Origin of the sequence: Bacteroides uniformis (genome assembly GCF_025147485.1) — a bacterium.
Classification (GTDB): domain Bacteria; phylum Bacteroidota; class Bacteroidia; order Bacteroidales; family Bacteroidaceae; genus Bacteroides; species Bacteroides uniformis.
In genome coordinates, this window is sequence record NZ_CP102263.1 from 4,488,839 (window position 1) to 4,503,838 (window position 15,000).

General features: G+C 42.3%; 8 protein-coding genes. All 8 read right to left on the reverse strand.

Translation table 11 applies throughout. From position 1 onward, the window contains the following. Positions 1-164 precede the first annotated feature (164 nt). The 8 genes from NQ510_RS18270 to NQ510_RS18305 all read right to left on the reverse strand — a co-directional run bounded on the left by NQ510_RS18270 (position 165) and on the right by NQ510_RS18305 (position 14,838). On the reverse strand, positions 165-1,328 hold the full coding sequence (locus NQ510_RS18270) for a M24 family metallopeptidase (RefSeq protein WP_005827001.1): 1,164 nt from the start codon (positions 1,326-1,328) through the stop codon (positions 165-167). Positions 1,329-1,465: 137 nt separating this feature from the next. After that, entirely contained in the window at positions 1,466-2,803 is a 1,338-nt protein-coding gene (gene gdhA / locus NQ510_RS18275) for an NADP-specific glutamate dehydrogenase (RefSeq protein ID WP_005827003.1), read from the reverse strand. A gap of 377 nt (positions 2,804-3,180) precedes the next feature. Further along, positions 3,181-5,328, reverse strand: a complete 2,148-nt coding sequence (locus NQ510_RS18280) for a glycoside hydrolase family 97 protein (protein WP_005827008.1) — start codon at positions 5,326-5,328, stop codon at positions 3,181-3,183. A 3-nt stretch (positions 5,329-5,331) separates the two neighbouring features. Continuing rightward, positions 5,332-6,669, reverse strand: coding sequence for an alpha-amylase family glycosyl hydrolase (locus NQ510_RS18285; protein ID WP_005827009.1), 1,338 nt, complete (start codon positions 6,667-6,669; stop codon positions 5,332-5,334). A gap of 310 nt (positions 6,670-6,979) precedes the next feature. Beyond that, entirely contained in the window at positions 6,980-8,158 is a 1,179-nt protein-coding gene (locus NQ510_RS18290) for a hypothetical protein (protein ID WP_005827013.1), read from the reverse strand. A 22-nt stretch (positions 8,159-8,180) separates the two neighbouring features. After that, positions 8,181-9,974, reverse strand: a complete 1,794-nt coding sequence (locus NQ510_RS18295; RefSeq protein WP_005833034.1) for a RagB/SusD family nutrient uptake outer membrane protein — start codon at positions 9,972-9,974, stop codon at positions 8,181-8,183. 32 nt (positions 9,975-10,006) lie between these two features. Beyond that, positions 10,007-12,967, reverse strand: a complete 2,961-nt coding sequence (locus NQ510_RS18300) for a SusC/RagA family TonB-linked outer membrane protein (protein WP_005827017.1) — start codon at positions 12,965-12,967, stop codon at positions 10,007-10,009. 206 nt (positions 12,968-13,173) lie between these two features. After that, positions 13,174-14,838 (reverse strand): DUF6377 domain-containing protein, encoded by a 1,665-nt coding sequence (locus NQ510_RS18305; RefSeq protein ID WP_005827019.1) that lies wholly within the window; start codon positions 14,836-14,838, stop codon positions 13,174-13,176. Positions 14,839-15,000 lie beyond the last annotated feature (162 nt).

A 15,000-nucleotide genomic window follows, 5' to 3' on the forward strand; every position in this document is an offset into this window, starting at 1 on the left:
AAGGCCAAGCCAACCGGAAAACGGATTGGTAAATCCAAACCTTCGAAAGCGAATAATCAGCTTAACAGAAGGGTGAAATAATGGAAAATGGATAATGGAAAAATAAACAGTGCAGCGTATTTATTGAAACCGCATGGCAATTTTCCATTATCCATTATCAATTTTCAAAGTTCCACAATCTCTTCCTTACACAACGTCAGTTTCTCCACTCCTTCCGCTGTTACAACCCAAGAGTTTTCGATACCGACGGGACCAATGCCTGGCAAAACAATCTTCGGTTCCAAAGCAAAGACCATGCCCGGTTCCAGCTCCTGCTTCATGCGTGGAGCCAGCACCGGCATTTCATTGATTTCCAGTCCGATGCCATGACCGATAAACTTGGCTTTTTGAGTGGCTCCCATAAAGTTGTCGGCAAAGCCCGCTTTGGTGACAATATCGATAGCGAGATTGTAAAGGTCCTCACAAACAGCACCTGGTTTCGCTTTTTCTACAACAGCCTCTTGTATGTCCAGGCAAACCTGATGGGCAACATATGCCTTTTCCGGCAGCTTTCCGATAGAGAATACACGGCTCATGTCTCCCATATAGCCATAGAAGTTACCCCCCATATCGACCATAAAGCTCTGGCCGGGCTGCAACAGTGCACCGTTCACACTGATAGGCAGTGACGGATCAAGTCCCTCGCCTCCCAGAGCAAAATCATAGGGGGCAGGCGCAGTAGCATTATCTCCTGCCAGCAGACTTCCCATAAAAATCTCCATACTTTGTCCGAAGGTACGGAAAATACCCAGACAACCTTCCAAACGCATCAGGCGCTCTATTTCGATGGATAACTGGCGGTCTGTCATTCCTGGTCTATAAACCGAGGGTATTTGTTCGTAAGCTTTAGCATGTGCAATGCCGGAACGGCGGAACATCTCAATCTCTATTTCAGTCTTGACACTTCGGGCCTTCCGGATAAGTGCCGTACCACAAGGAAGCACCTCCGTTTCAGGGAAACACGCAGCCAAACGGTTATATTCCGTAAAAGACAACTCATCCCCCTCCAGCATCAACCTCGCAGGTATGGGCAAACCACATTCCTTTAGTAAGTCAGGCAGTTGTTCCGGTTTACGGATAGGATGAATATGTTCCCCTTCAATATTGTTGGGACGTTTGATGAATAAACGGGCGGGAGCATTCAACGGCAGATACAAGTAACCGCTGACGACACGTCCGTACGTATAGATTAAATTTACATTGCAAGCGATAAGAGCGGCATCAATCTCTTGTTGAGCCATGAGAGAGCGTATTTTATCACGTCTCAGTTTCAATTCAGGTAGTAACATCTCTTTGTCATTTATGGTTTCTCGGATACAAAGATACAACTTTTTTAATTGAGAATAAAAAAGTACTGCCCCATACCTTCACAGGCGTAGGGCAGCACAAACCACAAATACAAATACAACTAAACAAAGTTTCTCTCTTAGATAATTCCCTGACCCATCATGGCATGAGCCACCTTCATGAAGCCGGCGATATTCGCTCCCTTCACGTAGTTGATGTAGCCATCAGGTTCTGTCCCATATTTTACGCATTGAGCATGAATTCCGTGCATGATGGCGTGGAGTTTTTCATCCACTTCGGCTGCACTCCAGCTGAGGTGCATGGCGTTCTGCGACATTTCCAATCCGCTGGTAGCCACACCACCTGCATTGACAGCCTTACCCGGTGCATACATAATCTTGTTGTCAATGAAAAGGTCGATAGCTTCGGGCGTACATCCCATATTGGAGATTTCGCCTACACATGTCACCTTGTTGTCAATGAGGTGTTGTGCATCTTCGCCGTTCAGCTCGTTCTGGGTAGCGCAAGGCAGAGCGATGTCCGCTTTCACTTCCCACGGGCGTTTGCCTGCCACGAAAGTAGAGCCGGGGAATTCGTCGGCATACGGTGCTACGATATCGTTGCCCGATGACCGGAGTTCCAGCATATAATCTATCTTTTCGCCACTGATACCGTTCGGGTCGTAAATGTAACCGTCGGGACCGGAGATGGTAACCACCTTGGCACCCAATTCGGTAGCCTTGGTAGCAGCACCCCAAGCCACATTTCCAAAACCGGAGATAGCCACGGTCTTGCCCTTGATGTCAATGCCTTTTGTCTGTAACATTTGGTTTACGAAATACAAGCCACCAAATCCTGTTGCTTCAGGACGAATCAGCGAACCGCCAAATTCCAATCCTTTACCGGTAAATGTGCCCGTAAATTCGCGAGTCAACTTCTTATACATACCGAACATATAGCCCACTTCGCGACCGCCTACACCGATATCACCGGCAGGAACATCCATATCCGGACCGAGGTGACGCCACAATTCCAGCATGAAGGCCTGACAGAAACGCATGATTTCAGCATCGCTCTTTCCGCGCGGAGAGAAGTCGGAACCACCCTTACCACCGCCCATAGGCAATGTAGTCAAAGCATTCTTGAAAGTCTGCTCAAATCCCAGGAATTTGAGGATAGAAAGATTTACGGAAGCATGGAAACGAATACCGCCTTTGTACGGGCCAATGGCATTGTTGAACTGCACACGATAGCCGAGGTTCGTCTGAACTTCACCCTTATCATCCACCCACGTTACACGGAAAGTAAAGATACGGTCAGGTTCAACCAGACGTTCTATAATTTTCGCTTTCTCGAACTCAGGATGTTGGTTATAGATATCTTCGATGGAAAGAAGAACTTCCTTTACGGCTTGAAGATACTCAGACTCGCCGGGGTGCTTTGCCTCTAAAGAGGCCATGATACGTTCGATATTCATAATATTACGTTTTAAAGGTTATTACCTTGTTGACTTCACGCTATTCAAACAAAATGTCAATGAATAACACCGCAAATATAAGAAAACTTTTCAAAACAGCTAAATTTTACGGTTATATTTTGATTAAAGAATGATAAAATGTCAAATCCCCGGCATTCTCTATTCATACCTAAATGGTCTATTCTTTTCCTATTCTGTCAACAATTCGCCATAACGGCATAAATATAGAAAAATTATAATAAAGAAAATAAGAAATGACGAATAATTTACGAAAAAAGACACAATCCTCACGGACTATGCCTTTCCAATTGCTAACTTTAATTCTTAAATGCTTGTATTAAATCCGCAACATAATAATTACTATGTACGGACAAGCTTCATAATTTCTTCAATCCTTTTACCTCTTCTTTTGTTGCTTCTCGAACACTGATAGCCACCCCTCCACTACTTGCCAAAGGTTGACGCAGCACACTCTTTGACGTTACTATGCCACGACGGATGTCATAGCTCTGCGGATTATCTTTCCAGTCTGCATCCCGACCATCTGCATAAACGGTAACAATATATTTCCTTCCTTCGGGTAAGAAAGAGAAAGGAATAGTTGCCGTACGAGGATGTTCGTCGGTAATAGCACCTACATACCACTCTTGTTTTCCTTTGGCTTGACGAGCCACTGTGATATAATCACCCGGTTCGGCTTCCAAATACCAAGAATTGCTCCAATCCACCGCTACATCCTTAATAAATTGAAACGCATCGGGAAAACGGCGATAATTATCCGGCAGGTCTGCTGCCATCTGTAACGGAGAGGGCATCGTTACATATAGAGCCAATTGTTTTACCAATGTAGTACCCGCCTGACCTTTAGGTTTCGAACTATTATAATACGAAAGTTTTGTCTGGAAAATACCAGGAGTGTAATCCATCGGACCACCCTTCAACCGAGTAAACGGCAAGATACAAGTATGATCCGGATCATTGCCCCCCATAGATTCAAACTCACCACCACGGGCAGATTCTTGCGCTACCCAGTTGGGCCAGGTCCGACACAAGCCGGTGGGACGAACAGCCTCGTGACTATCTACCATAATCTTATAATCAGCAGCACGCTTCACCACATGTATATAATGATTGTTCATCCATTGTGAGGAATGATATTCACTACGGGGAATGATTGAGCCCACATATCCTGTCTTTACAGAATTATAGCCATTATCTACCATAAATTGAAAGGCTACATCCAGCTGCCGCTCATAATCGGCAGCATTAGCAGCCGTCTCATGATGCATGATAATCTTTACCCCCTTTGATTTGGCATAGGCATGTAGTACCGCAACATCAAAGTCCGGATAAGGTTTGTCAAAAAGGAACTGACGATCCTTACGATAGGATGCCCAATCTTCCCAACCTTCATTCCAACCCTCAACCAATACCGCATCAATACCATTCTCCGCCGCAAAGTCTATGTACTCTTTCACATGTTCAGTATTGGCCGGATGATGTCCATTAGGAGTTAACTTTGAATAGTCGGTTATGCCGGGTTTAGCCTTATAATAGTCGCTATATGCCCATGTACCTCCTCCACCAGTAAACATCTCCCACCAGACACCGATAAATTTCTGTGGCTTAATCCAAGAAGTATCTTCCAGCTTACAAGGTTCATTCAGATTAAGAATCAACTGAGAAGCAAGGATGCTACGTGCATCGTCACTAACCATAATTGTACGCCACGGGGTATGCAACGGTAATTGCAGATATCCTTTCTTTCCTAATTTATCGGGAGTAAGATGAGCAGAAAAGTTAAACTCTTTATCATCCACATTCAGCAACATGGCAGAATAATCTACCAAGGCAGCTTCATGAATATTGATATAAAGTCCTTCGGTAGTCTTTATCATAAGGGGTGTTTGTACTGTGAATGAAGTCGCTTTAGCTTCATATCCTTTTTTACGTAGATTACGTTCCATAGCTTCGCGCACTTCGGAAATGGCCGCAGTAGTATAGGCAAACTCATTCGTATCATAATCACCGGGAATGCAATAGAGTGTATGATTACCGGTCAGATTGAATTCCGTCAGTTCGTCTTTTACCGTCAGATAATTCATGGTTTTCTGCTCCGGCAACTCATAACGGAATCCGAGTCCATCGTCAAACAATCGAAAACGTACAATCATCATACGGTCGTGCTTTGCCGGTTGTGAGAAAGTGACAGTAAGTTCATTGTAATGGTTACGGACTTTTTCATACTCTCCCCATACAGGCATCCAAGTTTCATCAAAAGTAGAATTTGTTGCATCAAGAATCCGGAAGCCATTTGACAAATCCGCTTCTTCCATAAGTATTCCCAAGGCAGAAGGTTCTACAACCGGCTCTCCTTTGTAATATAAGCTATAGACCGGCCCTCCCTCGGAATCAAGCACAACATTGAGTTTCAGATTCCCATTGGGAGATAACAATTCGTGTGCCATCGCCACACAAGCAATTCCCAGAAATACAACTGTTAATAATACATGTTTCATATACATCCGTTATTGTTGATATATAAAATATTGATAAGGCTCCATCGTCATTACTGTAGGCAACTCCACATCCACACCGGCAATCACATCGGTCATGGTCTTGCCAGCATGCTCCATAGGTACTTTCACTTGTACAGACTCATTGGCGGTATTCACCATGACCAACATGCCATGACTGCCTGCTGCCCGATAAAATGAAGCGACATCTCCGGTAGTATAAACTTCCAGTTCACCACCACGTACACTGCTCGTAGCTTTATAGGCTCTGATGATTTCTGCCATCTCTTGCGCAAAGACTTCATTGGACTTCAAGTCTATAACTCCGTAATTGAAAAAGTTAAGTGACCGCGGATAGGCTACTTCCTGCGAACTATAAATAAGAGGTATCCCCTCGAGCATAGTCGTCAATACAAAAGCAGACATGGCACCACGCTCACCGCCATAACATTCTATCGGTGATGCCTCACTTGCCTGGTCATGATTAGTAGAATAGCGTAACCGTAACGTACCCTTCGGCATTCCCTCCAATTCGGAAGTATTCATAGCATAAAGGTCAGTAAGTGAGCATTTACCGGCATAATAGTCTTTCAGTTTACTATGGAAGTTCCAGCCGTAGAGCAGATTGAAACCATTGTTCATTAAAGACGTTTTTCCGCCTTCGGCAAGCATCAGCAAATTATTGTCAAGTGTACGGAGCTCGGCGATTGCTTTCTTCCAGAAAGCATCTGGTACCCCCTCGGCATAATCACAACGGTATCCATCAATACCAATTTCTGTTACCCAATACTTCATGGCATCAATCATGGCTTGCTGCATGATTTCGTTGTCAAAATTCAAGTCAGCAACATCCGCCCAAGGCTGTTCTTGAGGTTGTACCACATTGCCATTTGCATCCTGTGTATACCAATCCGGATGCTCAGTCACCCAAGCATTGTCCCACGAAGTATGGTTGGCAACCCAGTCAAGAATCACTTTCATTCCTTTGGCATGGGCAGCATCTACCAGTTCTTTCAAGTCTTTTTTTGTTCCGTAACGTGTATTCAGCTTTTTATAATCCTTTATACAATAAGGTGAATTCACACTTTTCAGTACTCCCGGCTCATTTACAGGCATCAGCCAAAGCACGGTAGTCCCCAGGCTTTGAATACGGTCAAGCTCTGCTTTGATGGCAGAGAACGCATTTTCTTCGGCAAAAATGCGGGGATTTGCCTCATAAATCACCATATCCGAAGCCATGTATTCTTCCTGTGGGACGGGAATCGGTTCCATGTCACTCTGACTATCACTACACCCCATACAAGAATGTAGCATCGTAAAGAGCAGTGTCGCAATTATTACTTTTTTCATATTTCTACTTTTTATCTATACTTATACTCATTGGCGGAACTGATATCTGCAAAAGGAGCATCCAAACTCTCCAGTAATGGGCATTGGCAGAAAAGATACTAAGCCTTAATACTCAAAATCCCGGAAGCCAATACTAAAAAACAAAAGAGCTAAGAGATAACTTCTTCCCAAGGCTTGGTTTTTCTATCCCAAGACTTGGGATAGAAAAACCAAGCCTTGGGACATATATCCGCAAGATTGAAAAGAGATATCCTATCCCCAATCTCATTCCACCAATAGGTCATTTAACATCTTCATTACTATACAAAACTCATTTCAAGAAATTATTCTGATTAGAAACAAAAGCCGCTTCAGATTCCGGTTCAGAGTCTCCGTCCGGATTGTTAGGGTCAATCTCCTCACCAGCTATGTCCGTAATACGGAAATAATAATCTCGATCAAGCGTCACTGCTGCGAGGTCAAATTGTGAGCCTCCATTGTTATTATTCATTATCAGATTGTAAGTCAATCCCTTATTTGCTTCACCTGTATCGTAATAATTATACGTGACACCTTTTATCTCAACACTACCGGTTGGTAATATTCCTGGCCAACTGCCAAAGAGTTCCGGTATATCATTTCCCCACGCGTATATGGTTGTTTCTGCCCATCCGGACTGGTCTTCAATAAAAATGGTATAACCATCATGGATGACCACTGCATCCGGATCTATTTCCGTCCAACCGCTTTCTGTGATTTCCAAATATATGTCACGGTCAAGAGTAAAGTTCTGTGGTCCATCAAATTGTGAACCTACTCCATTATCGTTAAATATCAAATTGTAAACCAATCCCTTATTTGCTTCACCTGTATCGAAGTATTTATAGGTAATTCCTTTTATCTCAACGCTACCAGTAGGTGAAATACCGGGCCAACCTCCAAAAAGTTCCGGCAAATCATTTCCCCACGCATAAAGTGTCAGTGCATCCCAACCTGTATTGTCCATCACGAACACAGCATAACCGTCATGGGTCACTTCACTTGGGTCTTCCGGCTCCTCAAAATAAGCATTCCAGCGGGTTACCGTTATATCAGTGCGAGTACCTACCTTAGCCGAAATTTGATGTAAAGCATCCCCATTCTGCAAAGTACGCTCTATACCTTGTGTCTTAGAAACGAAATAAAAGCCATCGGCAAGTGTCTTTCCATTAACAAAATCTTCCGGATAGAGGTATATGCCCCATTTAACATCATTGTTTGCAGCTTTCTCCATCTGCCACTTAAGGTCTCCGAAAGCAGCATCCTGACCTCCATTGAAATCGCCTGCAATATAAATTATTTCATCGGCACCAGTTCCTTGGGGCATAATCACCTCCAGCAAGATAGCATCGCTACGAAGTTCAAATTGCGGCAACTCATGGTCAAACACAATTTCCTCCTTGTCACAACTACTGATGAAAGCTACAAAAAGCAACAAAAGCCATAGCGGATTACATATATATTTTTTCATTGTTACTATTATTATAGGATGATTAATAATTAGGATTCTGTACCAGTCCCGGATTTACCATAAGGGCAGACTGGGGCAAGGGATACCACTCGTATTTGCGGTCACGTTTAGCCGGATAGCTTAAACCGTCGTCCGTGGCACGGCCAAAGAACCACCATTGTCCTTGCGTAAACTTATCGAAACGACGCAAGTCTGTACGACGACGACGCCCCTCTCCCAAGAATTCAAGTCCCCATTCACTCAACATCCAATCCATATCAAAGGATGTAAAACCAGGACCGGGCTGTTCGAGAGCCGATTTATCTGTAAAATAGCGTGTTTTAACTCTATATACCAGCTCTTTAGCACCTTCTGTATCACCTGCACGCATTTTACATTCAGCAAGAGTATAGACCACTTCACTCAAACGGAATTCCACCTCATCGATGTTTTGGAAATCAATGCCTGCACTCTCCGGATAAACCGGATATCTTACCAAACGGACACCTGAATTCGTTTCACCCCAGCGAGGTGACATGACAGTCTCCAGATTACGTCCTAAATTAAGGAATGTACCCACCTGATCCACATAAACCAAATCCTGACCGTCACGGTCGGCATCTGCTTTCAAAGCCGCACCCTTACCATAGTTGGCTTTAATAGCCCCTTTCAAAAAAATGCCTTGATAGTTTCCTGTTGTTTCATTATACACATAGTTCTGCTTACGGATATCTTTATCGTGGAAACGTTCATAAACTGCTCCTAACTTATCACCGTAGTCGGTAAGAAAGCTCTTAGGATTGTCAGTACCACCATACGGCTGTACATTTCCAGAATTATCCCATGAAGGTGCCAAGCATACACAATTCCATCCGCTCTGGCTGTATGTACCTCCAAAGTAATCCCAACAATTGTAAGGCATGAAAGGCATGTTACGCATCCAACCGGTATTGACCTGACCGACTTCCATCGCCAATGCCATTACAACTTCCGGACATTCTACATTGTTTATCGAATAAATATCGCGATAGTCATCGGTAATGCTGTAAGTACCATAATCGCCATTCAGAATTTTTTGGCAAAGAGTGGCACACTCATTATAACTGTTTTGTTTGATAAACACCTCAGAATTCAGCAACAAGCGCATCTTAATCATACGATTGGCAGCTTGGTTCATGCGGTTGCGAGTCTTTCCAGAACCATCTTCTTTCATAAGATCTGTAACTGACTCATCTAATTCCTGACTGATAAAATCGTAGATAATCTTGCACCCCTTATCAAAATCAGTATCTGCAGAACCAGGGATTTCCGCACCCGAAGAAATGTTCAAGGGAAGTGCTCCACCCCAAATCTCAAAGATATTGTAGTATGCCCAAGCACGCAGGGTACGTACTTCGGCAATATAACTATTCAAAGCATCCTCAGTCATGCGTATAGATGCGGGGCTGATTGCCTGCAAATCTGTAATAAGCGTATTGCAAAGCCCAATAGTGGTCCACGCATTCTCCCAAGTTTGGCGAATAATGGTTGATTCTGACGTCCAGGTATGTGAAGACAAAGCAAACTTCAATGCCTCATCCCATCCCCAAAGTCCACCGTTCCAACTGCGCCATGCCACCTGGTCGGCAGAAAACTCCTGCAAATACCAGAAGTATTCCAAATAACTATATGCAGCTTTCGAATAGATGGCTGCCACTGCCCCCTGAACACTCGTCTCATCTTGATAATAAATTCCGGCATCCACACGATCGAACACTTCCTCGTCCAAATTAGTACAAGAGAAAAGTGAACATGACATAATCATCGCCAATAACCAACGACATTTTATATATTTCATATCTTTCATATTTTTAATAATTTGTTTCTCATTTATTTGAAGCGAAGAGTCACACCTAAACTCAATTGAGTTGCTGTAGGATAAGCACTATTACTATCTACTCCCGGCTGGATACCATTCACGTCTATAATTGAAGGGTCATTACCAGAATATCCGGTCAAGGTAAACAGATTCTTGGCAGACAGATATATGCGCATATTATCCAGTAACTTACGGTTCTTAGGAGTAAAATTATATCCCAAGGTTACATTTTCCAGTTTTATGAAGCTACCATCCTCCAGGAAATAGGAAGATATTACTCCACCACCGGTACGGATATTCTTATCTTCCAGATACGCAGAGCGAAGAACATTATCTGTACCACATCCCTGAAGCCCCATACCATATTTACGCATATTGAATACATCAAAACCGAATGTACCGCGGAAGAATACACTCAAATCAAAATTTCTCCAAGTCAGGTTGTTACTCCAAGACAAGAAGTGCTTGGGAGCACCATTGCCAATATAACGTTTATACTTGGCATCAGCCTGAGAAATCGGTATTTGCTCATCTTTATCATTCAAAATAAGCATATTGCCATTTTCGTCAACACCTGCATATTCATAACCGTAGAACTGCCCTATCTCTCCCCCTTCCTGCACACGGAAGAAATATTCGCTGGAGCCAGTACCCGGTTTTAAGTAAAGGTCGAGATAAGATGCCTTGTAAATATCGTTAGAAAGTTTGGTCAACTTAGTCTTCCCATAAGAATAATTGATTCCGCTCGTCCACTTCACTGCTGTTTTAGTAAGGATGTCACCATCCAAAGATACTTCTATACCGGTATTTTTCGTTGTTCCAACGTTAACCAAAATAGTGGAATAGACAAAAGGCGGTTGAGGTGCCGTGTACGTATAAAGCAAGTCTTTAGAACTACGGTCAAAATACTCCACTGAACCACGTAAACGATTCCATAGAACAAAATCAACACCCAGATTAATCGCAACGCTCTTTTCCCAAGCCAAATCCGGATTAGCATTACTAGAGGGAGCATAGCCCGTTACCCAACGCCCGTCAAAGAGATAACTACCATTGGTATTGTAAGTAGAAAGTGATTTATAAGCATCAAAATCCGAACGACCGGTAATTCCGAAAGAAACACGCGGTTTCAAACTGGTCAACACTTTCCGGGTATTCTTCATAAAGCCCATCTCCATCATTTCCCAAGCCAAAGAAGCTGCTGGGAAGTACCCCCACTTTTGGTTAGCACCAAATTTGGAAGAGCCTTCATAGCGCAACGAAGCCGATGCAAAAAGCATATCCTTCCAATTATAGTTCAACCGACCAAAGAAGCCAATAAGTGTCGATTCAGAGCGACCGCTATATAAACTTGCCAAACCATCCTTCAGATAAGAGCCACTGCCCAAATCCCAATATTTCGTATTATCAAAAGAGAAGTCGTTGTTACTACCACCAATCTGTTCCCAGATAGACTTCTCATAAGTATAGCCCACTACAGCCTTAATATTGTGGTCGCCCAAGTTCAGTGCATAATTTCCCAACCACTCCAATCGATTGGTGTACCATTTCTGATACTTCATTTCCGCACGTCCTTTATAACCATTCCAATAGGACTCCGAACCGGCAGACGAAGCATAATATTGTTGCTTCATGTCATTGTAATGCAATGAGTAACTTAATGTTGTATTCAACAAATGCTTTTCTGTCTGCAAAATATTCAGTTTAGCCTCAGCCGTACCCAACAAATACATACGCTGGCCGTTGTTATCTCTCAAAGCAAGCTCCGCAACCGGATTGGTTGCACCCGTAGGAGAAGTAGGCTGATAATACGAACCGTCTGCATTATATACCGGCATTGTAGGATTCATTGTGAGTGCCCTATCGAAGAAACCATCATTTCCCCAGGTTTCATTTACACGACGTGCACTCAACGAACCGTTGAATTGTAAGCGATTCTCCAGTACACGCTGTTCCATAGAAAAACGACCTCCAAATTCTTCACGACCACTCACGATGTCAAGTCCATTGGCACTTTTGTAATTGAAGGAAGCACCATAGAAACCATTCTTTGTGCTACCATCAATAGATATATATTGGTTTGTGTCGTATGCTACATCACGAGTAATCAGTCCATACCAGTCAGTGTCGGCTCCATAGTCTGTACCTCGTCTCGAACGACGGAATTCATCAGCCGACAGAATATCCGGAGAGGGCTTGGCTACATTAAAAGCGATGTAACTGTCATATGTGACTACCGTTTTTCCAGCTTCACCCGAGCCACGTTTCGTTGTAACTAAAATCACACCATTAGCACCTCGCGTTCCGTAAATAGCAGCTGAACCCGCATCTTTCAATACCGTAATAGATTCAATATCCTGTGCAGCGATGTTACGGATATCGCCACCTGCCACACCATCTATGACAATCAAAGGACTATTACTTGCAGAAACAGATGTTGCACCACGTACTTGTAATGAAGAACTGGAGTTAGGATTGGCAGCTGCCTGCGTATTGACATTCAAGCCCGCGACTTTTCCCGATACCATTTCCATCGGGTTATTCATAGCCCCCAAATTAAAATTTTTCTTATCCACTTGTACAATGGAACTGGAAACTTCTTTTTTACTCAATGAACCGTAACCCACTACTACAACTTCTTCCAACACCTGCTGGTCATCATGCAAGACAACATCAATCTTGTTTCTACCGGATACGTTCAGTTCCTGCGTTTGGTAACCTACATAAGAAAAAATAAGTATTGCATCAGGATTGACATTCAATAACACATAGTTACCGTCAATGTCAGTTATCACCCCCGAAGTTGTACCCTTTACCAATACACTTGCACCGATAAGACCTTCACCCGTTGCATCGGTCACCTTTCCTTGTACCTGAAGTTGTTGCGCAACAGCAACACCAGTCATCATAAGAAAACCCAGTAAAAGGATCATGCGCTTTTTAAGGCATCTCTTTAGACTTTTCTTTTTCATCTTATTAGAAATTAGTTAAACAATAAATAGATTGATGCAAATGTATTATCAAAACAAACGCACGATTTGGGCTGAGATAAAAATCTAAAGTCCTGCAACAGGCAATCAACTATAATACAACGCATTACAAAAATGCTATTGCTACTAATTTCTAAATCATTTCTAAACTTTTTAAGGCAGAAGAAAGCCTCAAAAGGAGGATAAAATCAAAAAGAAGTTATTTTCATCACTCGTTCTTCAAAGTCCTCTTTACAAAGAGACTTGTTTTTTAGCTTGGAACGATAAGTATAGATGGTAGTTATGGAATAACGCAAAAATTCTGCAATACGCGCACTGTCTGTAATACCTAAACGAATCAGTGCAAATATGCGCAGTTCGGTAACAAGCAATTCTTCATTTTTAGGATGCAATTGTTCTTCAACTGGCAACAAACGATTAAATTCTTCTACAAAGTTAGGGAATATCTTAAGAAAAGATACATCGAAATTGTGATAGAACTCTTTCAACTCTTGATTTATGAAACGGTCGGACTTCAATGTACGATATAACTCCTCAAGTTTACCGGCAGCAGCCTGCTTGTTCAATATGCGGCGATATTCTTCCATCTTACTTATATAAGAGGAACTTAAACTGAGGAAACGTCCCAAATACTCTTCCTTAATATGATTGGCTTCCGTAAGAGTCTGATTAGTATGCAATAATCGTTCATTAGCCTCATGTTGAGACTTGTTCAGCTTCTTCAATTCACTATTCAATATACTCAATTGGGAATTGGCAGCAACAACTTTTTTACGGGCATAAGACAATTTTTTCATTTGCCATAGCACACACAGTACTGTCAATAGAAGGAAAACAGAAAGGATACATATGCCTGTAATAAACATTCTCTGCCGCTGTTGCTGTATTTCCTTTTCTTGCTGATAAGCACGATCTATGAGCGGAAGCATCTTGGAATTCTGCGAACTACGCAACCGAGTAGTATAATAATTAGCATCTTCCATACTAATCTTGATATAGTGATTAGCACGTTCCAAATCGCCCATTCCATAAAGTAATTCCGCTAATGCGCACAAAGAATAATTTTCTTTCACCACTGCCCTAATGTCAGCAATGGCACTGCTAATACGTGCTTCCATTTCTTTCTGCTTGTTCCCCACGACATGATAAGCAAAAGCCAGAATTGAAGTAGCTACTGCATACTCACGCGTATTGGATTTCAACCGAGGTAAAAAATTCTTCAATAAACATATAGCCTCCTGACTTTTTCCCTGGTCAATGAGCTGAGGTGCATGCACGACTACATATCTATAAGTATCTTCCGGTACTAGGCTGATTATAGAATCCCTATACAAATTTGCTATCCGAAGATAATTGTTCACGTAGTTCCGATCAGTGGCGTACTCTGCCTGATAGAGATATAGGTTTTCAAAACATACATAATAGTCCACTATATTTTCACCCTCCAACGTGTTACGAGGAAGCGATTTCAGCAATTCCATTGCTTCAACAAAAAGGCCCGAAGTATTTAGAATATGTACTTTATTTAATATAGAACTATTTATCCATTGCCTATTATTTAGCCGTGTGGCAATAAGAATATTTTCATTTATATAATGTAATGCAGAATCACTAATATAAGAATTATATTCGGCAAAAAGACGATTTTGTATCAGATAACGCTCCATGTCAGTAAGCCTCCCTTGCTTCAACTCATCCTTTATCAAAGAAATATACCGTTCTTTTTCTTCCTCGTATTGTCTACGCATCACGATAGTCTTATCCAGAACAGACAAAAGGCTATCTATTGCAGATGCATACATACCAAGCGAACATGGCAACAGCATTATTATTAAAATCAAGATACGCATCATAGGTTAACATTGTGACATAACTTCGCAAAGTTACAATTTTCTTCTGTTATGAAAATACGATTTTAGTATTTTCTTTGGCATTATAAGTCGTACATCATAGGGATTATACATCTACCGAAATTCATATTTCCTCTACTTCGGATAGCTTTTAAAGCTTTTATG